The following is a 26,925-nucleotide window of genomic DNA, read 5'->3' as shown; positions in this document are numbered from 1 at the left end:
GGCGACATGAAACCCACATACCAGGCAGGCAGATTACGGTCCGCGCTTCGTCGGCTGAGCGCCGGGGCGGTCCTGGCCGTCGTGGCCGCTGCGACCGTGACGGCGGGGGCCGCATCGGCGGACACGGTGCGCCGTGGCGATCGTGGACGTTTGGTTTCCGCTGAACAGACGACCACCCTGGCCACGAAGGAGGACGTCGCCGCGGCACTGGCCGCCGCCAGGTTCGACGCGAGCACGGCCCGGTTCGGAGTGGACGCCTACCGGCTGGTGTACCGAACCGTGGACCCCGGCGGTCGGCCGATCACCGCCAGCGGGCTGTTGGTGCTGCCCCGCGGCGGCGAACACGAGTTGCGGACGGTGTCATTCACCCACGGCACGACCAGTTACCGGTCGGACGCCCCCTCCGCGATGGTCAAGGCGGGGTTCGTGTCCTCGCCCGCCCTCACGTACGCGTCCGCCGGGTTCGCCGCCGTCGCCCCGGACTACCTCGGTCTGGGCACCGGGCCGGGACCCCACCCCTGGATGGACGTGCCGTCGGAGACGACCGCCTCCCTGGACATGCTCCGGGCAGCCCGTGCCTTCGTCCCGGGCACGGGCCGTGCGTTGGGCCACGACGTGCTGGTCACCGGGTTCTCCCAGGGTGCCTCGGCGGCGATGGGACTCGCGCGGACACTCCAGGCCGGCGACGACCGGTGGTTCCGGCTCCGGGCCGTCGCGCCGGTCAGCGGCGCCTACGACTTCCGGTACGCCGAGCTACCCGCACTGCTCGAGGGGTCTCTGGAGCCGAAATCGAGTGTGCTGTACTCGGCATACCTTCTGGTCGCCTGGAACCGGCTGCACCATCTGTACGACTCCCCGGACGAGGTCTTCCGAGCGCCGTACCACAGCACGATCGAGGCACTGTTCGACGGATCGCACACCGGCCCGCAACTCTTCGCCGGCACGCCCGACACCATCGACGCACTGCTCACCCCGCACGGCTTCGAGATGCTGCGTCACCCGACCGGCCGCCTGGCCGAGGCGCTCCGGGTGGCCGACAGCACGTGCGACTGGGCACCACGCGTCCCGGTCCGCCTGTACGTGGCCGACGGGGACGAGCAGGCGGCCGACGCCAACACCGACCGTTGCGAGGCCGCGTTGCGATCGCGCGGCGTGAACGCGGCGGTCGTCAACCTCGGTACCCCGGACTTCGCCGGTTCCAGGCACCTCGGCTCCAACGTCGCCGGCACGGCGGACATCGTGCGCTGGTTCAGCCGGCTTCCTTGAGAACCGTCGGCCCGTCCCTGCTCGCGGGACGGGCCGACTGCCGATGAGCCGGCCACGGCCCGCGGGCGCTCCGTCAAAGGCACCCCTCGTGGAGTCCCGGTCAGCCCCCGGTCGACACAGGATGTCCATCACCGGCTCGGCAGGACGCCTGAACAGCGGAGGCCCAAGGCTCGGCCGTCCGGCTTCGACGCCGTCCTCGATGGCGTCCGGCGCCGTACTCCTACGGGTGGTAGTCGTAGATGTTGAGCCCGCCGGTGATGTCGCTCCCGTCCACCCAGAACGTGCCCGTGTTGCCGTACCTGTCCCACACGACGACCCTCGGGGTGTAGTACACGTGCCAGTTGGTCACCGGCCCGTTGGGGATGTGCCATCCGTCGCCGCCGGTGGTGGAGTGCACCCACGTGAAGCAGAGGTACTGATCGGGATACGACTTGTCGTAGACGGTCGTGTAGTCCCACCAGTTGTTTCCCGCGGGGAAGTTGACGATCTCCCCGGTGCCGTAGGCGTGCGGCTCGCTGTACCAGACGTAGCCGCCGTAGAAGTTCCTGCGGTGGTCGTCCGGGGGGATGTGGCTCGCGATGAGTCCGTCGTAGCCGGAATCGCTGCAGTGGCCGTGCACCCGGAACGTGACGAAGTAGTTCTCTTCGTCCTTCAAGGACAGGTAGTAGTTCCAGGCGTCGGTCGTCACGTACTTCGTGTTGCCGGACTCCTGGGTCGACGCGCGCGAGTAGTCCCAGTTGATGTCATCCCGCGTGAACGTCAGGGCCGTCCGCGGACGGAGTACGACGCTGCTGTCGAATCTCCCGTCCTGGGAGCTGGTGATGGTGTTGACACAACCGTCGTCGTCCGGGTCGGTCCTGACCCGGACGGCGATCGACTTCTGGTCCACGTCGGGCGAGCAGTAGACGTAGAAGGTGACGTGGTGGGTTCCGTTGTCGTCGGTCGCGACCTCGGCGTGTTCGCCGGCTCCGTCGGGGACCGCGGTGAACTCGTTCATGGTGTCCGTGTAGGCCCAGCCCGACTTGCCGTTCCAGCTGAGCGTCGACTCGTCGAGGTAGTCGATGAGCCACAGATTGGAGGCCAGGTGCTGGGGGTCGACCTGGATGCGATCTCCGTTTTCGTCGGTCGGCGTGACGCTGATCGTCACGCCGACCCTGTTCTGTCCGTTCGCATAGATCTTGCAGCTCGGAGCGCCGGTCGTGAGTTTCACCGAGAGCTGCGACACGCCCGTCCACGTTGACATTTACGTCTCCTTTGTTCGTGCGGTCATCGCCGGGATCGCTGATGATCCACCAGCCCCTTCGCGTCAAGGACACGCCTCGAACCGGACCCGCAGGACGACGGCCCGAGGTTGCGATTGGCGACCGGATTCCCCGGCGCGGCCCGGGCGTTGAACAAGCCCGTCAGGGGATCCATGCCCCCTGCATCGCACCGCCGAAATTGCCGGCCTGCGTGAAGAACGACGGCGTTGAACTCATACTGAGGCCCCCGACAGAGCGGACAGCAAGAGAGATCGACCGTGCCGAAAGCGGTTCCTGTGCCCGCGCCCCCGCAGGCAGCCGTCCAGTAGGACACCGCACACGGACTCCAAGCTCCGCATGCGGTCGAGCAGCTCTCACCAGACTGCCGCATCGCCGTCCCCCTCGGTGCACGAATGCGCAGAATGGCTGATTTCCGAAGACGGCGGCGGCCGGCGGGACGGCCGTCGGCACGCAAGTGGAGAACAGCGCGCCGGCGGACATTACTGACCTCGGCTCGTCAGGGTGAGGTTGGGGCGTCGAGGGTCAGGCCAGTGCCGGCTATGAAGCCGTCGAGGGTGTCGGGCCGGTACTGCAGGCGCTTGAGCCGGTTGCGGACGAGGGCCTCGAGTCGGTCGAGGGCCATGACGGCGAGGTTGGCCAGGCTGCGCTTGACGTATGCCCAGACCCACTCCACGGGGTTGAGGTCGGGCGAGTGGGCGGGCAGCAGGAACACCGTCAGCCAGGCGCGCTCGGCGACCAACTCGCGCATGGCGTGGGAGACGTGGGTGTTCAGGCGGTCCCGGACCGCCTCGGCTGTCGGGTGGTGGTCCCTTCTGCCGTCGGTCAGCGTCGCGGGCCGGGTGCAGTCGCCGTCTCGGCCGACCTCCGCTCCCTCGGTGCGCGACGTTGCAGTGACGGGGCCGACTCCGGTGTCACACGAAGATGCAGTGCGGCGAGCAGTAGGCAGAATGCGGCCATCGCCGACCACAGTGCGGTCGTCCCCGCGTGGGCGAGCAACTGGGTACCGAGGACGGGTGCGAGCGTCGCGGCAACGCCCCAGCTGGTGCCGAAGACGGCCAGGTAGCGTCCGGTTCCGCCGGGTGGCGCGAGGTCGGTGACGAGCGCGTAGACGCGGCCCATGACCAGCAGATCGCCGAGGCTCGTCACAGCGGCTGAGGCGAGCAGCGCCGGCAGGGTGCGGGTGAGGGCGTAGCCGGTCAGCCCCGCGGCCAGGAGGAGATGGGCGAGGGCGAGTGCGACAGGCGTGGTGAGCCTGGTCACGCAGGGCAGACGGATCAGTGGTTGGGCGAGCACGGTGGTGGCCGCGGTGGCGGTGAACAGCAGTCCGGCGTCGGCGGCGGGCAGGCCCTGCCGTGCGAGTGCGAGCGGCAGGGTGATCACGGTCTGTTGGTTGATCAGGGCGTAGGCGGTGCCGGTGGCCAGGACGCTCAGCAGAGCCCGGTCGCGCAATGGTCGTACCGCGGTGCCGTCCTGGTCCGCTCCGGGCGGTACCGGACGGTCGCGGGGCAGGGCCAGCCGGATCAGCAGTGCGCAGGCCAGGCAGGTGGCGGCGTCGGTGACGAAGAGCCAGCGCAGGTCCCAGCGGCCGAGGAGAGCGGCGAGCAGTCCGGCGCCCATGCCGCCTGCCGCGAGCGCGGCGCTGAACAGGCTGAACGCGCGCACCCGTTGCTGCTCCGGCACGGACTCGCCGATGATCGCCTGGCTCGGGGGCTCATAGAGCTCGAAGGCCAGCCCGAGCAGCAGCGCCCCGGCGACGGCCCAGGTGAGCGACGCGCAGGCTGCGATCGCCAGCTGTGCGGCGGCGCATCCGACGAGGCCGAGCACGATGGTCGTGCGCCGGCCGAGTCGGTCGGCCAGGTGTCCTCCGGCCAGCCGCGAGGGGATCGTCGCGAGCCCGAAGGCGGCGCTGACCAGCCCGGCGGCGGTCAGGCTCGCGCCGTGGTCGGTGTTGATCAGCGCGGTGAGAAAGGGCAGCGAGAATGCCCCGAGCCGGTTGACGACCCGGGCGAGTAACAGCAGGCGGACGGTGCGGGGCAGTGGTTCGGAGCGCGACATGGCGCCTCCTGTTCTCGTTGATCGTCAATGTCAGTGATCGCTGGGGTGGGTACGTGCGCCGATGTCCGTCCCGTCCTCGTCCGACCTGCCGGCCTTCCCCGACACCGTCTGCTCCGGCCGTGGCATCGGCCTGCGCTGCCGGGTCGGCGATTCGCCGTCAGGTCGGGTCGACGCCACGGGCGAAGTGCGGCAGGACCATCGCGACCAGCGCGTCGACGTCGGCATCGACCATGGGCTCGCCGGTCATGCCCATCCGGTGGAGCAGGGTGCCGACGACGGCATCGATGAAGAACAGGACCCTGTTCTCCGGCTCGTCGAGCGCGTCCTGGAGAGCGAGGCGGTAGGGGTCCTGCAACCGTGCGGAGAGGATCTCGCGCAGGGCCGGGTCGCTGACGGCGTCGCTGAACACGCCCGCGAACGCGTCGCCCACCCCGGGCTCGCCGATCGTCGCCGCGATCCAGCGGATGGTCGAGGACATGAGCTCGGCCCGGTCGGCGCCCTCCTTCAGCGGCGCCGGGCCGAACGCGTCGAGGAGGCAGTCCACGATCAGTGCGCCCTTCGACGGCCAGCGGCGGTAGATCGTCGTCTTCGCGATGCCGGCCGCGGCGGCGATGCGCTCGACCGTGGCGCGCGCGTAGCCGATTTCGTGGACCGTGCGCAGGGTGACGGCGAAGACCTCGGCGTCGATGCCGGTGCGCGGGCGTCCGGGCGGCCGGGCGGGAGGAGGCGTTCGAGTCATTCCCTCACCATAGCTAGTTCCGCTACCTTAGGTATCGATACCTAAGGTAGCGAAACCGTACGGGGAGGGGAAGGCATGAACGGGGACAGTGGTGCGCGGCAGCCGTCGGAGGGCAGCAGCAGGTTGCGGCAGCAGGCATTGGGGGGCGAGCCGGACTGGGCGGCGATGACTTCCGAGCAACTGGCCGCCTACCGCGAGACGGAGAACCGCAGGCGGGCGTCGCCTGAGATGCGGGCGATCACCGGGATGCCGGACCCCGGTGCCGCGATCGACTGGCAGTCGCTGGCGCTGCCCGACCGCCGCCTGCCGGTCCGGGTCCACCGGCCGGTGCGCGAACGCGGAGCCGGCTCCGCCGACCGGGCGGCGGCCCTGCCCCTCGTGCTCCACGTCCACGGCGGCGGGTTCGTGGGCACGGCGGTGCAGAGCGACTGGATCACCAGTCATCTCGCTGCCCGGTTGCCGGCCCTTGTCGTCTCGGTCGAGCACCGCCTCCTCGCCCCGGACACTGCGCTGCGGGTGCGGCGCGCCAGCAGCCGGTCGAACTCGCCCATCGCGGCGGTGACCTGGTCGGCCGTGATCAGTCGCAGCGGACGCAGCGCCTGCTCGCCACCGAACTCCTGGGCCGCCCGCTGCCCGATCCGGTTGTCCTCGGGGAGGTACGTACCGGTGCTCAACGGCACACCACAGGTCGGGCAATGCTCGCCCCGGCCCTCCGCCGTCAGCCCGTCGAAGCAGCCGGCACAGAGCAGGTGCGCGCACGGCGCGAGCGCGCCGATGCCGGCCTCGGCGCCGCGTCGACCGCAGTGCGAGCACGGCTGCCGGGGCTGGTTGAGCAGGAAGGCCCGGATCTGCCGGGTCCAGAACAGCTGCGCGTGGTCGGGCACGGCATCGGGGAAGCGGCGGAACAACGGTACGTGCTCCCGGTCGGCACCGAGCAGATGGTCGATCCGGGCGAGCAGCCCGTCGCCGACCTCCGCCAACCGTGTGGGTGACAACCTTGCCAGGGCGACTCTCAGTTGACTGGTGAGCAGGAACCCGCGCCGTACCAGGTCGGCGTCGAGCGCCACCAGCCCACGGGTACTCCACGGGTCGGCCACGGGCAGCAGATCACCGGGCGCCACACAGACGGCACCGCGCCGGCGGAGCAGGAACGAACCGAGATCGAGATCGACAGCACTGTCGAAGGGAGCCTTGATGGCTCGGGGCATGCGGAGAGACCCTCACGAAAGTGGCAGGGAAGAGGAGAGGCGGGCGGAGAGGGGGCGCACTACAGGTGTCAGAAGGAGTGGAGAAGGAAGCACGCTGCGGAGCCGCCCGCCCCACCAACCTAGCGGTGCCCGTTCATCGGCACCATCGAATATGTTCGCGCGGAGTCCTCGTGCCGGGTGTCTCGCCGGCGCGCCGGGGTCGGTCGCCGGACCTTGGTGAAGCCGGATCCCCCGGTCTGCTGCTCCGACGGGGTGTCAGAGTTCGGTGGGCATGGACCTGATACCGGTACTGAAGGTGGCGGTGACGGCGCCGATGGAGACGATCAGGGCGAAGACCAGCATCGCCGCCGCGCTGGACAGGTGGTCCAGCAGGAGGCCTGCGAGGGCGGGGGCCAGGGCCGCGGCGGAGGTGGCGGCCAGGATGACGACGCTGAAGACGCGGCCCTGGAGGTGGTCCGGGGTGATGGCCGCCTGGTACCCGAAGAGGGCTGCGTTGGCGGTGGGGCCGAGGAAGACGGCGGCGGCCAGCGGGACGGCGGCCAGCACGCTGGTGGAGAACAGCGCACTGGCGGCCATCAGCGCGGCGGTCGCCCAGCTGAGCACCAGGATCAGGGTCGGCAGCCGCAGCCGGCGCTGGACGGAGGGGGCGGCGAAGGCGCCGAGGAAGCCGCCCACCGCGAAGATCGTGCTCGCCAGGCCGACCAGGTAGGACGACGTCCCGGAGCGCTGGAGCGAGACGATGATCGCGAAGATCATGCCCGTGAACGCCATGTTGAGCGGGGCGGCGATCAGCAGCAGGGCGCGCAGGAACGGGTTGGCCAGGACGAACCGCAGGCCCTCGGCGCCGGCCGCCGCGCCGGAGGATTCGGCCGCCTCCTTCCGGGGCTCCTGCATCGGTTCGCGGATCGCCAGCAGGGCGGCCAGCGAGAGCAGGTGGCTCACCGCGTTGCCGAGGAACGGCACCGACCGGCCCAGCCCGAACAGCAGACCGCCCAGCGGCGGGCCGGCGAGCTGCGTCCCGTACGAGCGGGCCTCGTTGCGGGCGACCGCGTCGGAGAGCTGGTCGGGACGGACCAGGTTGCGCACCGCCGCGTGCTCGGCGGTGCTGAACACGGCGTTGGCGGCGGCGCCGACCACCACCAGTACCAGCACCATCGCCATGCCGGCGGCGTCGGCGAGCACGGCGGCGCCGAGCGCGCCGTAGGCGACGGTCCGCAGGACGTCGCAGAGCACCATCAGCCGCCGCCGGTCGAAGCGGTCGGCCAGGACGCCGGCCGGCAGCCGGCAGACCATGCCGGCCACCAGGGCGGTGGTGCCGACCAGGCCGGCCTGGGTGGGCGACCCGGTCAGCTGGAGCACCAGCAGCGGCAGGGCCAGGTTGGCCATGGCGCTGCCGAGGTCCGAGAGGCACTGGCTGGTCCAGAGCAGGTTGAACGCGCGGTTGCGCCAGAGACCGGGCGGCGGCCCGGTCCCGGTGGCGGGGGTGGTGTCCTCGGTGGTCGGCCGCACTACTGCCTCGCTTTCGGAGCACGTCGGGTACGGCGGGCGGGTCTTCCCGGACGTGAGAGAGCCGGGACGGCCGGGGCGGACGGGCGGGACGGCACGGACGGCGTCACCGGGGCCACCAGGAGCCGAGGGCGGGGCGCAGGTCGTCGAACCACTCGGCGGCCGGGTCGTGGTGGGCGAAGAACTGGCGGCCCACCTGGCGTGCGTCACGGGCCTGGAGCAGGCGCAGCGAGAACACCTCGGTGCCGCCGATGTCCGTGACGGCGTCGATGAGCACCTTGCCGGGGGCGGCCGACATCACCGGCCCCCGGGCGCTGCGGGCCAGGCCGGAGACGCCCCGCACGGAGTCCGTGTAGATCTGCAGGGCCCGGGTGAGCGGGACGCCGAAGTAGTTGCGGGCGCCCGTGTCGCGTTCGACGAACATGTAGTAGGGCACCACGCCGAGTTCGACGAGCCGCTGCCACATCGCGGACCAGTCCTCGGCCCGGTCGTTGACGTGCGCGATGACCGGGGCCTGGGCCCGGATCACCGCCCCGGTGGCCCGGATGCGCCGGATCGCCTCGCCGACCTCGGGGTGTTCCAGTTCGCGGACGTGGGAGAAGTGGGCCATCACCGCCACGTGCCGGCCGCCGGCCACGATGCGGTCGAACAGCCGGAGCATGTCGTCGGCGTCCTGGTCGGTGGTGAAACGGGCGGGCCAGTAGGACAGCGCCTTGGTGCCGAAGCGGATCGTCCGTACGTGCTCCAGCTCCGGGGCGAGCAGCGGGGCCACCCACCGGTCCAGCACCGTGGCGCTCATGATCATGGGATCGCCGCCGGTGAAGAGGACGTCGCTGACCGAGGGGCTGGCGGCCAGGTAGGAGACCACCCGGGAGACGTCGGTCGCGGCCTGCCGGATGTCGGCGTTGCCGACGAACTGGGACCAGCGGAAGCAGTACCCGCAGTAGGAGTGGCAGGTCTGCCCCTGGGAGGGGAAGACCAGGACCGTCTCGGCGTACTTGTGCTGGACGCCCGCCAGCGGGCTGCCCTCGTGGACCGGGACGTTCGCGTCCACCTGGGCGCCCGGGTTGGGGTTGAGCAGGGCGTGGGCCGCCCGGGCGGCCTTGCGGATCACGCCCGGGGATGCGGCGGCCAGGTGGAGTGCCGACAGCGTCTCGAAGATGTCCGGCGGCAGCATGTCCCGGTGCGGGAAGGTGAGCCGGAAGATCGGGTCGTCGGGGACGGCGGACCAGTCCACCAGCTCGTCCACGACGTACTGGTTGACCTTGAACGGTAGGACCGAGGAGACCACCCGCAGCTCGTGCAGGTACTCCGCGGGCATGCCCCGCTCGGCGGCCAGCCGCTCCAGCCGCTCGTGGGAGTAGACCTTCATCACCACCACCTCACGCTCTGTCCTGCTTTCTCGTGGATGCCCGGAGCTCCCTCGGCCGCCGGGCGACTGTGGGCGCGCGGGCCCGGGGCCGCCGCGTCGGCGCGGCGGCCCCGGGTACGGATTCGTCGGGTGCGGATGCGTCAGGACCGCTCGGCCGCGGCCATCCGCAGGCGCAGGCTCAGCGGGCGCATGTCCGTCCACACCTCGTCGATGTGGGCCAGGCAGGCGCTCTTGACGCCCTCGAAGCCGGTGGCCGTCCAGCCGTTGGGCAGTTCGCGGCCCGCGGCCCAGATGGAGTACTGCTCCTCGTGGTTCATCACGACCTGGTAGACGGCGTCGTCCTCGGTGTCGGACATCTCAAGTGGTCCCTTCGGGTGTCGGTGTCGGGTCCGGTATCGGGTGTTGGTCTCGGGTCTCGGGGCTCGGGTGGATCGGTGGCGGGCGGTTCAGAGCCGGACCGGCAGCGACCGGAGGCTGCGGTTGAGCAGCGAGGGCTGCCAGCCGACCTCGTGGCCGGCCAGGGCGAGGTGCGGCGAGGCCGCCAGCAGGTCGGTGAGCGCCGCCCCGGCGACCAGCCGGGCCAGCGGCGCGCCCAGGCAGAAGTGCTCGCCGTGGCCGAACCCGAGGTGCGGATTGGGGGAGCGGCCGATGTCCAGCTCGTCGGGGCGGTCGAACCTGGACGGGTCCCGGTTGGCGGCCGCGGTGACCAGGTAGAGCCGGTCACCGGCCCGGAGGGTGCGGTCGCCCAGGGCGAAGTCGGCCGCGACCTGGCGGACCGACAGCTTGGAGGGTCCGTCGAAGCGCAGCAGCTCCTCCACGGCGCCGCGCGCCGACTCGGGGTCCGCGCGCAGCAGTTCGAGCTGGTCGGGCCGGCGCAGCAGGTTCCACACGCCGACGGCGATCAGGTTGCTGGTGGTCTCGCCGCCCGCGAACGCGATGTGGGTGAGCATGGCGACGAACTCGTCCTCGCCGACCTCCGCGCCCACCAGGCCGCCGGCCAGGGCCGCGCTGATCAGGTCGGCCCCCGGCTCCTCGCGGCGTCTGCGGACCAGCCGGCGCAGGTAGCCGAAGAGGTCCAGCAGGGCCCGGTGGGAGTTCTCGGTCTCCTCCGGCGACTGCACCGAGCCGAGGGCGAGGTCACCCACCAGGATCGCCCAGCGCTGGAAGTCCGCGGTGTCCTCCGGCGGTACGCCCATCCAGGCCGCCGCGACGGTGGCGGGCAGCGGGCGGGCGAAGTCGGCCACCAGGTCGGTGACCGGGCCGCCGGCCCCGGCCCTGGCGGTCAGCCGGGCCACCGCCTCCTGCACCATCGGGCGGTTGCGCCGGATCTGCCCGGGGCCGAAGGCACCCCGGAAGACGCTGCGCAGCCGGCGGTGCTCGGGCGGGTCGACGAAGACCATCCAGCCGGCCATGATCTGGAAGGCCCGGGCGGCCTCCGGACCGAGCAGGTGCAGGGGCGTCTGGGCCAGCACCGGGGTGATCCGGTCGGCGGACACCGCGGGCTCGGCGAAGCATGCGGCCACCTGGTCGTAGCCGGTCACCAGCCAGGCCCGGTTGGCCGGGCTCCAGTGCACGGGCGCGGCCTCGCGCAGCCGGGCGAGGTGGGGGAACGGGTCGGCGACGACCTCGTCGTCCAGCAGGTAGGGGTCGATGGCCCGGTCGGTGGCGGTCACGGGGTGCGCTCCATCAGGTCGGCGGCGATGGCGGCGACGGCGGCCACGTCCGGGTCGGTGACCATGCTCCGGTGGGTGCCGGGCAGGTGGTGGACGGTCAGCGCGCCGGGGAACAGCTCCCGGCAGCGCCGCTCGTACGCGGGGTAGCCGTCGCCGGCGGCGACGGACCTCCGGTCCGGGGCGGCGTCGACGGCCTCGGCGCTGACCACCAGGTGCACCGGGCCCCGGTAGGGCTCGGGGCGGTGGCCGGCCGCGGCGCGCAGCAGGGCCGTCCACATCGCCACCGGCCAGTCGGCGCCCAGGCGGGCCTCCGCCTCGTTGACGCCGGCGGCGAGCAGGGTCGCCACCAGCTCCCGCTCCTGGCTGAGCCTGGCCGGGGTGCCGGGGGAGAGCCCCCGGACCGCCTCGCGCAGGGCGACCGCGCGGTCCAGCAGGTCGAGCGCCTCGGTGACGGCGAACATGCCGTCCTCGTCGGGCACGGCGGGCTCCAACAGCAGCAGCACCTCGACCTGCTCGCCCGCCGCCGTGAGCTGGATGGCCATCTCCTGGGCGATGTTGCCGCCCATCGACCAGCCGAGCAGTGCGTACGGGCCCTGCGGCCGGTGCGCCCGCAGCTGCCGGACGTAGTCCTCGGCCAGGGCCTGCATCGTGTCGGCGTCGGTGCCGCCGTCGAGGCCCCGGGCCTGGAGGCCGATCACCGGCCTGCCGGGCGGCAGGGCCTTGGCGAGCGGGAGGTACCAGGCGACGCTGCCGCCGCTCGGGTGCACGCAGTAGAGGGGGTTCCCGCTGCCCTCGCGGAGCACGACCAGCACCTCGCCCTCCCGGCGCCGCGCCGGGGCGGCGTCGCCCTCGAGCCCCGCCGCTGCGTCCGGGCCGGCCTGGACCCGGGCGGTGACGGCGGCGGCCAGCGAGGCCACGGTGGGGTTCTCCAGCAGGTCGGCCACCCCGACCGGGAGGCCGAGGTCGCAGGCCCGGGCGGCGACCCGGACGGTGGCCAGCGAGTTGCCGCCGAGGTCGAAGAAGTCGTCGTGCACCCCGACCCGGTCCAGCCGCAGGATCTCCGCCCAGAGCTTGGCCAGCGTGGTCTCGGCCTCGGTGCGCGGCCCGACGTACGGGTGCTCCGGCTCGACCAGTCCGTCCGGCGCGGGCAGGGCGGCGCGGTCGAGCTTGCCGTTCGCGGTCACCGGCAGGGCGGGCAGCGGCACCAGCGCCGTCGGCACCAGGTAGGCGGGGAGGCGGTCGCGCAGCCAGCGGCGCAGTTCGGCGGTGCTCGGCAGGGCGGACCCGGCCGCCGGGACCAGGTACGCCACCAGGACGGCGTCGCCAGGCCGGTCGGTTCGGGCGAGGGCGGCGGCGGCGGCGACGCCCGGGTGCGAGGTGAGGACGGCCTCGATCTCGCCCGGTTCGATCCGGCGGCCGCGGATCTTCACCTGGCCGTCCAGCCGCCCGCCGAACTCCAGCTCGCCGTCGGCCCGCAGGCGCCCCCGGTCGCCGGTGCGGTAGAGCCGCCGGCCGTGGCCGGCCGGGTCGGGGACGAACCGCTCCGCGGTCAGACCGGGCTGGCCGACGTAGCCGAGGGCCAGGCAGTCGCCGCCGACGAGGATCTCCCCGGACACCCCGGCCGGGACGGGGCGCAGCGCCTCGTCGAGGACCAGGACGGTCGTCCGGGCCAGCGGCCGGCCGATCGGGACGGCGACCGCGTCGGGGGCGACGGCGCGCACCTCGTGCCGGGTGACGATGAAGGTGCACTCCACCGGGCCGTAGGCGTTGATCAGGTGCAGGGCGGGCAGCCGGCTGCGCAGCTCGCGCAGATGGGCCGGGGAGCCGGCCTCGCCGCCGGTGATCAGCTGACGCAGGCCGGCCAGTCCGTCCGGGTCCTGCTCGACGACCAGGTTGAGCAGCGTGGTGGTGAGGAAGGCGGTGGTGACGCCGTGCCGCCGCAGCGAGTCGGCGATGCCGGCCGGGGTGAGCGGTTCGGCCGGGTGGAGCGCGCAGGTGCCGCCGGTCAGCAGCGGTCCGAGGATCTCGAAGAGGGCTGCGTCCCAGCTGACGCTGCTCAGGTGCAGGACCGTCTCGTGCTCGTCCAGGCGCACGAAGTCCTGGGCGACCAGGGAGTCGACGACCGCGCGGTGCGGCAGCGCGATGCCCTTGGGGCGGCCGGTGGAGCCGGAGGTGTAGAGGACGCAGGCCGCGCTGTCGGTGTCGGGCAGGGTGAGGCGGTCCTGCTCGGGGCCGGCGTCCGCGAGGCCGGCGTCCGCCTCGGGTCCGTCGTCCGCCTCGGGGCCGTCCTCGGCGAGGCTCAGGACGGTGCCCACCCGCGCGGGCACGGCCTCGCGCCACGCGGGCTGGACGAGCACCACGTCCACGCCGGTCTCCGCGACCATCCCGTCGAGGCGCAGCGCCGGGTCGCGGGGGTCCAGCGGCAGGTACGCGGCGCCGGACCGGAGGATCCCGAGCATGCCGGCCACCAGGTCGGTGGAGCGCTCCGCGCACAGCCCGACGACCCGGCCGGGCCCGGCGCCGTGCCGGCGCAGCCGCCGGGCGATCCGGTCGGCCCGGGCCCGCAGCCCGGCGTACGTGACCGTGCGGCCGTCGGCCGTGGCCAGCGCCACCCGGTCGGGGTGCGCGGCCGCCCGCTCCTCGAAGACCGCCACCACGCTGCGGTCGTCCCGGGCCGCGGCGGCGGCCCGCGCCGGGCGGAGGTCCTGCGCCTCGGCGGGCAGGCCGGGGGCCGCCTCCGGGTCGGCGACCATCGCGGCGAGCAGCGCGCAGTAGGTGTCGGCGAGCCGCTCCACCTCGGCCCGGGACATCCGGCCGGCGTCGGCCTCGAACGAGACGCCCGTCGGGCCGGTGGTGACCATCAGCCCGAAGTTGGTCCGGGCGATCTCCTCGATGTCCTCCTTGTGTTCGCTGCCCAGGCCGTGGAAGTGCACGTAGTTGAAGGCGGTGTCGACCAGCACCTCCCCGGCCCACCGGCCGCTCTGCAGCTCGGCCAGCGGGAAGCGGCGGTGGGGGATCACCTCCCGCTCGGCGGCGAAGACGTCCCGCAGCAGGCCGAGCCAGCTGGTCGCGGCGGAGTGCGTGCCGAAGGGCACCACGTTGAGGAACACGCCGCGCATGCCGTCCGCCCCGGCCCGCTCGGGGCGGCCGTTGGTGGCCATCCCGGTCGAGTAGGCGTCGCCGTCGGCGAGCCGGCGCATCAGGTGGTAGTGGGCGGTGAACAGCACCGTCTTGCGGGGCACTCCGGCCCGGGCGGCGAGCGCGTCGATGCCGGCCCGCAGGTGACCGTAGGAGCGCAGCGCCTCGCAGGTGGACTTGTCCGCCAGGTCGCCGCCGGCGGCGCGCGGCAGGCGCACCGGCGGGAAGGACTCCACCATGGCGTCCCAGAACGCCCGGGCGGCGGGGTCGGCGACCGCGGCGCGCTCCAGCGCCACGTACTCGGCGAAGGCGGGCACCGGCGGGCCGTCCAGCGGGTCCGGGGCCGCCTCCGGCGCGCCGGAGGCGAGGACGGCGCCGGCCGCGGGGTCGCCGGCCGCCAGGCCGCCGCCGGTGCGGGCCCGACGGTGCCGCTCGACCAGCTCGGCGATCAGCGAGGTGAGGCTCCAGCCGTCCAGGACGGCATGGCAGTCGGTGATGGTGAGCCGGTATTCGGCCTCGTTGAGCACGTGCACGTGGAGCCGGATCAGCGGCGGCAGCGCCAGCTCGAACCAGCGCCCCGCCTCGGCGCGCAGGTACTCGCGGACCCGCTCCGCCCCGGCCTCCTCGTCCAGACCCCGCAGGTCGTCCACCCCCACGGGCAACTCGGCCGAGGGGTGGACCAGTTGCAGCGGTTCGTCGTAGCCGCTCCAGTCGAAGCCGGTCCGCAGGATCTCGTACCGGCCGACCACCGCCCGGGCGGCGTCGCGCATCGCCCCGGCGTCGAACCCGGCGGGCTCCTGGATCCGGAAGCTGGTCACGTTGTGGTACGCGCCCTTGCCGGCGTCGGCGAGCAGCTCGTAGAGCATGCCCTGCTGCATCCGGGTCAGCGGATACGCGTCCACCAGCCCGGCGGGCAGCCGGTCGCGGTCCGACGCCGACAGCAGGGCGAAGGGCTCCACCGGTCCGGCGACCGCGGGAACGTCCCGCCCGGAGGCGTCCGGCGCGAGCGCCCGCGCCGCGGCCTCGTCCACGGCGCGGGCCAGCTCGCCCAGCCCCTGGTGGGTGAAGACGTCGCGCAGCGCCACCGTCAGCCCGCGCTGCTCCGCCAGGCCCACCACGCGCAGCGCCAGGATCGAGTCCCCGCCGAGGTCGAAGAAGCGGTCGGTGACGCCGACCCGCTCCACGCCGAGTGCCGTGCACCACACCCCGGCGAGGGCCCGTTCGGTCGCAGTGGCCGGCGGGACGTGCCGGCGGACGCTGTCCAGCCCGGCGCCGTCGGCCGTCGGCAGCGCCCGGCGGTCGATCTTGCCGTTGGCGGTCAGCGGCATCGCCGCGAGCACCGTGAACGAGGCGGGCACCATCGGTTCGGGCAGCCGGTCGAGCAGCCGGCGCCGCAGCTCGTCCCGGTCCAGGGCACCGCCGGGGACCAGGTAGGCGTGCAACCGGTACTCGCCGCTGCGCGTCCCCCGGGCCACCACGGCGGCCTGCTCGACGGCCGGGTGGCCCAGCAGCGCGGCCTCCACCTCGCCGAGCTCGATCCGGTGGCCGCGGATCTTCACCTGGTCGTCGGCGCGGCCCCGGTACTCCAGGGTCCCGTCGGGCAGCCGGCGGGCCCGGTCGCCGGTGCGGTAGAGCCGGGCCCCTGGCCGGGTGCCGAACGGGTCGGGGACGAAGCGCTCGGCGGTCAGCCCCGGCCGGCCGAGGTAGCCGCGGGCCGGGCCGGCGCCGCCCACGTACAGCTCGCCGACCACGCCGGGCGGGACCGGCCGCAGGTGCCGGTCCAGGACGTGGACGCTCAGGTCGCCCAGCGCCCGGCCGATGGGGGAGAGCGCCGCGCCCGCGAGGTCCGCGGAGGCGACGGTGTGGTGGGTGACGTGCACCGTGGTCTCGGTGATGCCGTACATGTTGACCAGCCGGACCCCGGCGCCCGGGCCGTCCAGCCAGCCGTCCAGCTCGGGCAGGTCCAGCTTCTCCCCGCCGAGCACCACGGTCCGCACACCCAGTGCGGCCAGCGGCCGCCCGGCGAGGGCGGCGCGCAGGTTGCGGAAGGCACCGGGGGTCTGACTGAGCACCGAGACCCGCTCGGCCTCGACCAGCTCGGCGAACCGGCCCGGGTCCCGGGCGGTGTCCCGGTCGACCAGCACCACGCTGCCGCCCCGGGTCAGCGCGCCCCACAGCTCCCAGACCGAGAAGTCGAAGGCGTACGAGTGGAACAGGCTCCACACCCCGCCCGGGGCCAGCTCCAACGCCTCCTCGCAGGCGTCCAGCAGTCGGACCACCTGCCTGTGCGGGACGCAGACGCCCTTGGGGCGGCCGGTGGAGCCGGAGGTGTGGATGATGTACGCCAGCGTGTCGGCGTCGCCCAGCGGCTCCGGATTCCGGTCCGGGTCGGCGTCCGGCGCCGGGTCGTCCAGCACCGGGTCGTCCAGCCGCAGCTGCGCGCCGACCACGGGCGGCACCCGGTCGCCGAGGCCGGGCGAGACCACCGCCAGGGCGACGCCCGCGTCCGCCGCCACGTACGCCAGGCGCTCGCGCGGGTGCTCCGGGTCCAGCGGCAGGTACGCGCCGCCGGCCTTGAGGATGCCGAGGATCCCGACCGCCAGGTCGGCGTTGCGCTCCACGCAGAGCCCGACCACCGTCTCGGGGCCGACCCCGGCGGCGCGCAGCCGGTGGGCGAGCCGGTTGGCCCGCCGGTTCAGGGCCGCGTAGCCGATCCGCTCGCCCCCGGCGACCACCGCGACGGCGTCCGGCTGCGCCGCCGCGTGCCGCTCGAAACGCCGGTGGAGCAGGTCGCCGCCCTCGTACGAGCGCTCCGGGGCCGCCCAGGCGGCCAGCCGGCGCCGCTCCTCCTCCGGCAGCAGCTCCAGCGCCGACAGCGGGGTGTCCGGGTGCGCGAGCGCCTGCTCCAGCAGGTGCGTGTACTGCTCGGCCCAGCGCCGCACGCTCTCCGGGCTCCACAGGTCCGCCCGGTGGAAGAAGGCGGCGGCCACCCCGTCGGGCCGGCGCGCGGCCTGGAGCACCAGGTCGAACTTGACGGCGTCCAGGTCCAGGTCGTAGCGGGTGCCGGTCAGCCCGGCGAGCCGGACCGGACGGTCGTCGGCGTCGTCGTCCAGGCTGAACATGGCCTGGAACAGCGGGGTGCGGTGCAGCTCCCGGTCGGGGGCGAGCTCGTCGACGATCCGCTCGAACGGGACGTCCTGGTCCTCGAACGCGTCGAGGGCGTCCGCACGGACCCGGTCCAGCACCTCGCCGAAGGACGGGTCGCCGGACAGGTCGGCCCGCAGGACCGAGGTGTTGACGAAGAATCCGATCAGCTGCTCCACCTCGGGGCGGCTGCGTCCGGCGACCGGGGTGCCGACGGCGAAGTCGCCCTGGCCGCTCCAGCGGGACAGCAGGATCTCGAACCCGGCCAGCAGGGTCATGAACAGCGTCGCCCCGTGCCGGCGGCCGAGCCCCTCCAGGCCGGCCACCAGCTCCGGTGCCAGCGTGAACTCGCCGACCGCGCCCGCGGTGGAGCGCCCGGCCGGGCGGGGGCGGTCGGTGGGCAGCTCCAGCGGCGGCAGCCCCGCCAGCCGGCTGCGCCGGCGGTCCGGCCGTTCGGCCTGCCGGTCCGCGGCCGCGGTGCGGCGCTGCCAAGCGGCGAAGTCGGCGTAGCGGACGGGGAGTTCGGGCAGCGGTTCGCCGGCGTAGCAGGCCTCCAGCTCGCGCACCAGGACGCCCATCGACCAACCGTCGGCGGCGATGTGGTGCAGCGCCACCAGCACCACGTGCTCCTCCCCGGCGAGCCGCCAGAGGGTGACCCGCAGGACCGGGCCGGCCGCCAGGTCGAAGGGTTCGTCGGCAGCCTCCCGGACGGCCCGGGCGAGCTCCCCGGCCGGGACGTCCCCGCGCCAGTCGAGGCCGGGCCAGCCGGGGTCCACGTGCTGGCGGACGGCGCCGTCGGTCACGGTGAAGCGGGTGCGCAGCGGCTCGTGCCGGGCCACCACCCGGTCGAAGGCGGCGGCCAGCCGCGGGCGGTCCAGCGGCCCGGTCAGCCGCCAGGCGACCGGGATGGTGTACGCCGGGCCCGGTCCCTCCAGGCGGTCCAGGAAGACCAGGCGCTCCTGACCGAACGACACCGGCAGGTCCCCGGTGCCGGCGACCGGGGTCATCGCGTCCGCGTCCGGTCCGGGGCCGGCCAGCCCCGCCAGCCGTCGGCGGAGCAGCTCCCGCTGAACGGGGGAGAGGTCGTTCATCGGTTCTCCTCCAGCTGCCGGGCGAGCCCGGCGATGGTCCGGGCCTCGAAGAAGGCGCGGAGCGTGACCGTGGCGTCGAGTCGTGACCGCATCCGGGAGATCACCCGCATGGCGGTCAGGGAGTGGCCGCCGAGGTCGAAGAAGTCGTCCTCGACCCCGATGTCCGGCCGGTGGAGCAGTTCGGCCCACACCTCGGCGAGGGCCTTCTCGGTGTCGGTGCGCGGGGCGACGTGCGCCGCCCCGCCGCCGGCGACCGGCTCCGGCAGCGCGGCCCGGTCCACCTTGCCGTTGCCGAGCAGCGGCAGGGCGTCCAGGACCACCAGGGCGGCGGGCACCATCGCGTACGGCAGCACGGTCTCCAGGTGGGCCCGCAGTGCGGAGACCGTCACCGGGGAGCCCGGCGCGTGCTGGGCGTAGCCGGTGAGCCGCCAGCCGTTCGGGCCGTCGGGGCGGGCGACCACGGCCGCCGCGCCCACGCCGGGGTGCGCGGCCAGGGCGGCCTCCACCTCGGCAGGCTCGATCCGCACGCCCCGGACCTTCACCTGGCGGTCCAGCCGTCCGGCGAACTCCAGGGAGCCGTCGGCCAGCCAGCGGCCGCGGTCGCCGGTGCGGTACATCCGGGCACCGGGCGCGCCGAAGGGGTCGGGGACGAAGGCGGCCGCGGTCGTGCCGGGCCGGCCGTGGTAGCCCCGGGTGGGACCGGAGCCGCCGATGTACAGCTCGCCGAACACGCCGGTCGGCACGGGACGCAGCGCGGCGTCCAGGACCTGGACACTGGTGCCCGGCATCGGCCGGCCGATCGACACGGTCCGCACCGGCACCGCGGGGTCGAGGTCCTCGACGGTGGTGGTCAGGGTGCACTCGGTCGGCCCGTAGTGGTTGACCACCCGGCGCAGGCCCGGCAGCGCGCTGTGCAGCCGGGCCAGCAGCTCCGGCGTGCAGGGCTCGCCGCTGAGCACCAGCAGGCGCAGCGCCGGCAGGTTCGCGGGGGTGAGCTCGCCGCCGTCGATCAGCTGGTGCAGCAGCGACGGCACCATGCTCAGCACGGCCGTCGGGACGGGCCGGCCCTCCCCGGCGAGGTCGTCCGCCAGGCCGGACAGGTCGGACTGGCCGGCCATCAGCACCGTCGCGCCGACGGTGAGCGGGCCGATGCAGTCGCGCAGGAAGGCGTCGAAGGAGGGCGAGGCCCGCTGCAGGACGACGTCCTCGGAGCTGAGCCGGTAGTGGGTGAGCACGGTGTCGAGGTAGGCGGTGACGGTGTCGAAGGAGGCCAGCACGCCCTTCGGCGTCCCGGAGGAGCCCGAGGTGTAGACGACGTACGCGAGCCCGTCGGGCGCCGGGGCGGTGTCGGGGGCGGTGTCCGGACGGCGCTCCAGCGCGGGGTCGGCCAGCGTGGCGGCGTCGACCACCAGCCGGATCCCCGCGTCCTCGGAGATCCGGGCGGTCCGGGCCTCGGGCAGGTCGGGGTCGAGCGCGACGAACGCGCCGCCGGCCTTCCAGACGCCGAGGACGGCGACCACGGTGTCGGCCGCCCGGCGCAGCCGCAGCCCGACCCGGGTCTCCGGGCCGACGCCGAGGGCGATCAGGTGGTGGGCGAGCCGGTTGGCCCGCCGGTCCAGCTCGGCGTAGCCGATCCGGACGTCCCCGCTGACCACGGCCGTCGCGTCCGGGGTGGTCCGGGCGTGCTCGGCGATCCGTTCCAGCAGCGGGCGGGCCGGTGCCGTCCGCGGCAGGGCGCCCGCCCGGGGCAGCGTCGGCAGCAGGTCGCCGATGCGGGTGGCGGGGGCGACGACGGCCTCCCGCAGGATCGCGGTGTACGCCTGCGCCATCCGGCCGACCGTGGCCGCGTCCAGGATGTCGGTGGTGAAGTCGAGGGCGCCGGCCAGCCCGTCGGGGCCGTGCACCAGCTCCAGGGTGAGGTCCAGCTTGGCCGCCCCCCGGTCGACGGGCACGGCCGTGCCGGTGGCTCGGCCGAGCCGCAGGGTGTCCAGGTTCCAGTCGTTGAAGCTGAACATGGCCTGGAACAGCGGGGATCGGTTGAGCTCCCGCTCCGGGTGCAGCTCCTCCACCAGGCGTCCGAACGGCACGTCCTGGTGCTCGTACGCGCCGAGGGCGTCCTCGCGGACCCGGCCGAGCAGCTCGGCGAAGGACGGGTCACCGGCCAGGTCGGCCCGCAGGACCAGGGTGTTGAGGAAGAAGCCCACCACGTCCCGGACCTCGGGGCGGCCGCGGCCGGCCACCGGGGTGCCGACGCCGAAGTCCCGTTGCCCGCTCCAGCGCCCGAGCAGCACCTGGTAGGCGGCCAGCAGGGTCATGAAGAGGGTCGCGCCGTGCTCCCGGCCCAGCTCCTCCAGACGCGCCGTCAGCTCGGGGCCGACGGTGAACCCCACCGAGTCGCCGGCGCCGGTGCGGACGGCCGGGCGGGGCCGGTCGGTGGGCAGCTCCAGGACCGGCAGCCCGGCCAGCCGCTCCCGCCAGTGGGCGAGTTCCCCTGCCGGGCCCTCGCCGCCGAGCCGCTCGCGCTGCCAGCGCGCGAAGTCGGCGTAGCGCACCGCGGGGCGGGGCGGCTCGGCCCCGTCGTGGCAGGCCTGGAGGTCGCGGACCAGCAGCCCGGCCGACCAGCCGTCGGAGACGGTGTGGTGCATCGCCAGCAGCAGCACGTGCTCGTCCGCGCCGACGCGCCAGAGCACGGCCCGGAACAGCGGCCCGCCGACGAGCTCGAAGGGCGCCCGGGCCTCGTCCCGCACCGCCCGCTCGGCCTCGGCACCGGAGTGGGCCTCCCGCAGCTCCAGACCGGCCCAGCCGGGGCGGATGTCCTGCGACACCACGCCGTCGGCCAGCGAGAACCGGGTGCGCAGCACCTCGTGCCGGTCCACCAGGGCGTCGAGGGCGGCGGCCAGCCGGCCGTGGTCCAGCGGGCCGGTCAGCCGCCAGGCCACCGGGACGGTGTAGGCGGCGCCGGCGCCCTCCAGGCGGTCCAGGAACACCAGGCGCTCCTGCCCGAAGGAGGCCGGCAGCCCGGTGTCGCCCGTACCCCGGAGGATCGGGGCGTCCTCGGCGGCAGCGGCGCCGGCGAGCAGCCGGGCCAGCCCGGCGACGGTGCGCGCGGTGAAGAGGTCCCGGAAGGTCAGCTGCCGGCCGGTCCGTTCGGCCACCGCGCCGACCACCTTGATGGCGAGCAGCGAGTGCCCGCCGAGCGCGAAGAAGTCGTCGTCCGCGCCGGGGTCGTCGACGCCCAGCACCTCCGACCAGACGGCGGCGAGCTGCTGCTCCAGCCCGGGGGCCGGGCGGCGGCCGCGTACGGCCGGGGTGCGGGCGGGCGCCGGGAGGGCGGCCCGGTCCACCTTGCCGTTGCGGGTGAGCGGCAGTTCGTCGAGCACCATCACGGCGGACGGCACCAGGTACGCCGGCAGGTGCTCGCCGAGGAACCCGGACAGCCCGTCCAGCCCGGCGCGGTCGCCGACCACGTAGGCGACCAGGGCGAGGGCGCCGCTGCGGTCCGGACGGGCCACCACCACGGTGTCCCGGACCGCCGGGTGACGGCGCACCGCGCCCTCGACCTCGCCCGGCTCGACCCGGAAGCCGCGGACCTTGACCTGCCCGTCGGCCCGGCCGACGAACTCCAGCCGGCCCCCGGCGTCCCAGCGCACCAGGTCACCGGTGCGGTAGACCCGGCCGCCGGGCGGCCCGAACGGGTCGGGCAGGAACCGCTCGGCGGTGCGGCCCGGCGCCCCCGCGTACCCGCGGGCCAGGCCGGCGCCGCCGAGCAGCAGCTCCCCGACCACGCCGACGGGCACCGGCCGCAGCCGCTCGTCGACCACGTACGCGGTGGTGTTGTCCACCGGGAGGCCGATCGGCACCCCGCCGGCGCCGCGGTCGCTGCCGTCCACCCGGTGCCAGGTGGCGAAGGTGGTCGATTCGGCCGGACCGTACATGTGCAGCAGCCGCTCGGGGCCCGGCCCGGCGAGCAGGGCGCCCACCGCCGACGGGTCGGCGGCCTCGCCGCCGAAGAGCACCGTCCGCAGGGCCGCGAGCGCCCGCGGCCGCTCCCGGACGACCTGGTTGAACAGCGCGGTGGTGAGGAACAGGGTGGTGACCCCGTGCCGCTCCAGGTGCCCGGCCAGGGCGTCCGGCGACAGCACCACGTCCGGCGGGGTGATCACCAGGGCCGCCCCGGCCACCAGGGTGGCCCAGACCTCGAAGGTCGCCGCGTCGAACACCGGGCTGGCCGCGAAGGCCACCCGGTCGTCCGGGCCGAGGGCGAGGTGGCTTCCCGCGCGGACGGTGCGCACCAGCGCCCGGTGGCCGATGGCGACGCCCTTGGGCCGCCCGGTGGAGCCGGAGGTGTAGACGAGGAAGGCGAGGTTCTCCGGGGCGACCGCCGCCTCGGGCGCCGTGCCGGGCCGCCGGCCGATCCCGGCGGCGTCGCGCGCGAGGTCGACCACCCGGCAGCCCAGGGCGTCGAGTTCGGGCCTCCCGCCGGAGGTGACGAGCAGCCGCGCGCCGCTCTCCCCGGTCAGGTGGCGGCTGCGCTCCACCGGCTGGTCGGCGTCCAGCGGCAGGTAGGCGGCGCCGGCCTTGAGGACGGCGAGCTGCGCCGCCACCAGCTCCGCGCCGCGGGGCAGGCTGACCGCCACCACGGTCTCCGGGCCGGCGCCGAGGGCGATCAGGTGGTGGGCGAGCCGATTGGCCCGCCGGTCCAGTTCGGCGTACGTCCAGACGGCGTCGCCGTCCACCACGGCCGGGCGGTCGCCGTGCGCGGCGGCCCGGGCGGCGATCAGCCGGTGCAGGGCGAGCGGTTCGATCGGGGGCTCGGGGGCGGTGCCCGCCGCCACCAGCCGGGCCGCCTCCTCGGGGCCGAGCAGGTCCCAGTCACCGAGCCGCCCGCCGGGGTCCGCGGCGAGCGCCAGCAGCAGCCGGTGGTAGCCGGCCGCGAGCCGCTCCACCGTGGCGGGGTCGAACAGGTCCGTCGCGTACTCGATCAGACCGGTGCAGGTGCCGTCGGCGGCCCGGTCGACGAAGAGGGTGAGGTCGAACTTGGCGGTCCGCCAGCCGAGCGGGATCTCCTCGGCGGCCAGTCCGGGCAGCCGCAGCGCCGCGGTGGCGTCGCGGAGCGCGAACATGGTCTGGAACACCGGGTTGCGGCTGAGGTCGCGGTCCGGCCGCAGCTCCTCCACCACGCGCTCGAACGGCACGTCCTGGTGGTCGTACGCGCCGAGGACGGCCTCCCGGACCCGGTGGAGCAGCTCGGGGAGGGTGGGGTCGCCGTCGAGGTCGGCCCGCACGGCGAGGGTGTTGGCGAAGAAGCCGACGACGTTCTCCACCTCGGCGTAGGTGCGGCCGGCGGCCGCCGTGCCGACGGCGAAGTCGCGTTGCCCGCTCCACCGGCCCAGCAGCACCTGGAACGCCGCCAGCAGCACGGTGTGCAGGGTGGTGGAGCCGTCCCGGGCGTACCGGTCCAGCGCGCGCAGCGCCTCCTGCGGCAGGCCGAAGCGGTGGGTGGCCCCGTCGGTGCCCAGGACCGCCGGCCGAGGCCGGTCGGTGGGCAGCTCCAGCACCGGGACGCCGGCCAGCGCGCCGCGCCACCACTCCAGCAGGGCGGCCAGCCGCTCCGGGGTCAGGTCGGCGCGTTGACGGCGGGCGAAGTCCGCGTAGCGCACCGGCGGCAGCGGCGGTGTGCCGCCGGCGTACAGCTCGCCCAGCTCCCGCGCGACGACGCCCAGCGACCAGCCGTCGGCGACCAGGTGGTGCAGCACCAGCAGGAGGACGTCGTGCCCGGGGAGCCGGAGCAGCAGGGCCCGCCAGGCCGGCCCCGCGGCGAGGTCGAACGGCCGGCGCAGCTCGGCGGCGATCTCCTCCTCCCAGCCGTCGGCGTCGGTCAGGCGCAGGTCCACGACGGGCGCGGGGGCGATGACGGGCGGGTGGTCCCCGCCGGGGAAGCGGGTGCGCAGGGCGTCGTGCCGGGCCGCCAGGCGCTCCAGCGCGGCCCGCAGGACGGCCGCGTCGAGCCGGCCGTCCACCCGCCAGGCGATCGGGATGACGTAGTTCGCACCGTCGGCGTGCAGGCGGTGCAGGAACAGCAGCCGCTCCTGGCCGAACGAGGCGACCACCGGCCGGTCGTCGCCGCCCCGGGTGAGCGCCGGCCGGGCGGCGCCGGTGCCGGCGAGGTCGAGCGCGGCGGCGAGTCCGGCGACGGTCGGCCCCTCGAACAGGTCGCGCAGCGAGACGTCGGCGCCCAGCTCCTCGCGCAGCCGGGCGATCAGCCGCACCGCGAGCAGCGACTGGCCGCCGAGGGCGAAGAAGTCGTCGTCGGCCCCGATCCGTTCGAGGCTGAAGAGCGAGGCCCAGACCGCCGCCAGCCGCTCCTGGAGCCCGCTCTCCGGCGCCCGGTACGGGGTGGCCAGCTCGGGCCGGTCCGGGGCGGGCAGGGCCTTGCGGTCGAGCTTGCCGCTGGGCGTCAGCGGCAGCGCGTCCAGCAGGACGAAGGCCGACGGGACCATGTAGCCGGGCAGCCGGGCCGCCAGCCGCTCGCGCAGGTCCCCGAGGTCGAGGCCGTCGCCGACGGCGTACGCGACGATCCGCCGCTCGGCGGCCGAACCGGCGGCCACCACCACGGCCGCGCGCACGCCCGGCTGGTCGTTCAGGACGGCCTGGATCTCGCCCAGCTCCACCCGGTTGCCGCCCAGCTTGAGCTGGTCGTCGGCCCGGCCCAGGTACTCGACCACGCCGGGCCGGTGCCAGCGCGCGAGGTCCCCGCTGCGGTACATCCGTCCGCCGGGCTCCCCGTGCGGGTCGGGCAGGAAGCGCTCCGCGGTGAGGCCCGGCTGCCCGAGGTAGCCCCGGGCGAGCTGGACGCCGGCCAGGAACAGCTCGCCGCTGCCGTCGTCGGGCACGGGGCGCAGCTGCGGGTCGAGGATGTGCAGCCGGGTGTTGGCGACGGCCGCGCCGATCGGCACGGACGGGCCCGGCCACTCGGGCCGGCACTGCCAGGCGCTGACCTCGATGGACGCCTCGGTCGGGCCGTACAGGTTGTGCAGCTCGACGTGGGGCAGCAGCCGCAGCACCCGGTTCTGGAGGTCGGTGGGCAGCTCCTCACCGCTGGTCAGGACGCGGCGCAGGCTGTGGCAGTCCTCGACCCCGCGCTCGCCGGCGAACAGGCCGAGCATGGTGGGGATGAAGTGGACGGTGGTGACGGCGCGGCTCCGGATCAGCTCGACCAGGTATCCGCCGTCGCGGTGCCCGCCGGGCCGGGCGATCACCAGCCGGGCGCCGACGGTGAGCGGCCAGAACAGCTCCCACACCGACACGTCGAAGGCGTACGGGGTCTTCTGGAGGACCCGCTCGTCGGGAGTCATCCCGTACTCGTGCTGGCCCCAGCGCAGCCGGTTGCACACGCCCCGGTGCTCGGCCACCACGCCCTTGGGCTGCCCGGTGGAGCCGGAGGTGTACATCACGTAGGCGGCGTTCCGCTCGTCGACGACCACGCCGCACGGGCCGTCGGCCGCGTCGGAGGCCTCCGGCTGCCCGACGACGTCGGCCAGGACGACCTCGGGCAGCCCCGGCCGGCCGAGGTCCAGGTCCATGCCGGGACCGCGGACCAGGGCGACCGGCCCGGCCCGGCCGACCATCGAGGCGAGCCGGTCGACCGGCAGCTCCAGGTCCAGCGGCAGGTACGCCGCCCCGCTCTTGAGGATGCCGAGCAGGGCCACGACCAGCTCCGGGGAGCGCTGCGCCCCGACGGCGACCACGCTCTCCGGCCCCGCGCCGAGGGCACGCAGCCGGTGGGCGAGCCGGTTGGCCCGGCGGTCCAGCTCCCGGTAGGACAGTTCCTCGCCCTCGAACTCCAGGGCGACCGCGTCGGGACTGCGGCGGGCCTGTGCCTCGACCAGTCCGTGCACCGTGCTCATGGCTGCTGCCCCTTCAGTGCCTCGGCGATGTCCTCGCCGGTCATTGCCGCGATCTCCCGGGTCAGTTGCTCCTCGACGGCGGTGGCGAGCCGCGCCACCGTCGGCCGGTCGAAGAGCGTGCGCACGCCGATGTCGCTGCCGAACGCGGTGCGCATCCGGATGGCGACCCTGGTGGCGAGGAGGGAGTGGCCGCCGAGGTCGAAGAAGTTGTCGTGGATGCCGATCCGGTCGAGCTGCAGCACCTCCCGCCAGACGTCGGCGATGGTCTGTTCGGTGGGGTTGCGCGGGGGTGTGTACGCGTGGGCGAGGTCCGGGCGGTGGCCGTCGGGGTCGGGGAGGCGGGTGCGGTCGGTCTTGCCGCCGACGGTGCGCGGGAGTTCGTCGAGGGTGATGAGGGTGGTGGGGACCATGTGGTCGGGGAGCCGCTCGCGGAGCCACTCGCGGATGCGGTCGGTGGTGGCGTCCGTGTCGGGGGGTGTGGCGAGGTAGGCGATGAGGCGGTCGTTGTGGGTGGTGACGGCGGCGTCGTGGATGTGGGGGTGTTCGCGGAGGCGGGTTTCGATT

12 protein-coding genes and 1 pseudogene are annotated in these 26,925 nt (G+C 74.6%); 1 reads left to right on the top strand and 12 read right to left on the bottom strand.

All coding sequences use genetic code 11. The features are described from left to right. Positions 1 to 150 precede the first annotated feature (150 nt). Positions 151 to 1,266, top strand: a complete 1,116-nt coding sequence (locus ACIPSC_RS35490) for an alpha/beta hydrolase family protein (protein ID WP_400833068.1) — start codon at positions 151 to 153, stop codon at positions 1,264 to 1,266. A gap of 220 nt (positions 1,267 to 1,486) precedes the next feature. Here ACIPSC_RS35490 and ACIPSC_RS35485 read toward each other — a convergent pair whose 3' ends face one another. The 12 genes and pseudogenes from ACIPSC_RS35485 to ACIPSC_RS35430 all read right to left on the bottom strand — a co-directional run. Further along, a complete protein-coding gene (locus tag ACIPSC_RS35485) occupies positions 1,487 to 2,509 on the bottom strand; it encodes a hypothetical protein (RefSeq protein WP_400833065.1) in 1,023 nt (340 codons plus the stop codon). Positions 2,510 to 3,024: 515 nt separating this feature from the next. Then, positions 3,025 to 3,312: pseudogene (locus tag ACIPSC_RS35480) on the bottom strand (transposase); the annotation flags it as partial. Positions 3,313 to 3,350: 38 nt separating this feature from the next. Then, a complete protein-coding gene (locus tag ACIPSC_RS35475; RefSeq protein ID WP_400833063.1) occupies positions 3,351 to 4,583 on the bottom strand; it encodes an MFS transporter in 1,233 nt (410 codons plus the stop codon). 157 nt (positions 4,584 to 4,740) lie between these two features. Beyond that, positions 4,741 to 5,322, bottom strand: a complete 582-nt coding sequence (locus ACIPSC_RS35470; protein ID WP_400833060.1) for a TetR/AcrR family transcriptional regulator — start codon at positions 5,320 to 5,322, stop codon at positions 4,741 to 4,743. 440 nt (positions 5,323 to 5,762) lie between these two features. Further along, the gene (locus ACIPSC_RS35465) at positions 5,763 to 6,530 is read right to left on the bottom strand and encodes a hypothetical protein (protein WP_400833057.1); all 768 of its coding nucleotides are present in this window, start codon (positions 6,528 to 6,530) and stop codon (positions 5,763 to 5,765) included. Positions 6,531 to 6,785: 255 nt separating this feature from the next. After that, positions 6,786 to 8,039 (bottom strand): MFS transporter, encoded by a 1,254-nt coding sequence (locus tag ACIPSC_RS35460; protein ID WP_400833053.1) that lies wholly within the window; start codon positions 8,037 to 8,039, stop codon positions 6,786 to 6,788. A 103-nt stretch (positions 8,040 to 8,142) separates the two neighbouring features. Then, entirely contained in the window at positions 8,143 to 9,408 is a 1,266-nt protein-coding gene (locus ACIPSC_RS35455) for a KamA family radical SAM protein (RefSeq protein WP_400833048.1), read from the bottom strand. A gap of 140 nt (positions 9,409 to 9,548) precedes the next feature. Then, positions 9,549 to 9,764, bottom strand: coding sequence for an MbtH family protein (locus tag ACIPSC_RS35450; protein WP_400833046.1), 216 nt, complete (start codon positions 9,762 to 9,764; stop codon positions 9,549 to 9,551). A 90-nt stretch (positions 9,765 to 9,854) separates the two neighbouring features. Next, complete coding sequence (locus ACIPSC_RS35445) at positions 9,855 to 11,081, bottom strand: cytochrome P450 (protein ID WP_400833044.1); 1,227 nt, start codon at positions 11,079 to 11,081, stop codon at positions 9,855 to 9,857. Then, on the bottom strand, positions 11,078 to 18,454 hold the full coding sequence (locus tag ACIPSC_RS35440; protein WP_400833041.1) for an amino acid adenylation domain-containing protein: 7,377 nt from the start codon (positions 18,452 to 18,454) through the stop codon (positions 11,078 to 11,080). Before ACIPSC_RS35440 ends, ACIPSC_RS35445 begins: the two co-directional genes overlap by 4 nt. Further along, positions 18,451 to 26,361, bottom strand: coding sequence for an amino acid adenylation domain-containing protein (locus tag ACIPSC_RS35435; protein WP_400833039.1), 7,911 nt, complete (start codon positions 26,359 to 26,361; stop codon positions 18,451 to 18,453). The genes ACIPSC_RS35440 and ACIPSC_RS35435 overlap by 4 nt, the downstream gene beginning before the upstream one ends. Beyond that, a partial coding sequence (locus ACIPSC_RS35430; protein WP_400833037.1) for a phosphopantetheine-binding protein occupies positions 26,358 to 26,925 on the bottom strand: 568 nt, incomplete at its 5' end. The genes ACIPSC_RS35430 and ACIPSC_RS35435, both read right to left, overlap by 4 nt.

The organism is Kitasatospora sp. NPDC090091, from assembly GCF_044747365.1.
Taxonomy (GTDB): domain Bacteria; phylum Actinomycetota; class Actinomycetes; order Streptomycetales; family Streptomycetaceae; genus Kitasatospora.
This window is presented reverse-complemented; position numbering and strand designations above follow the sequence as displayed.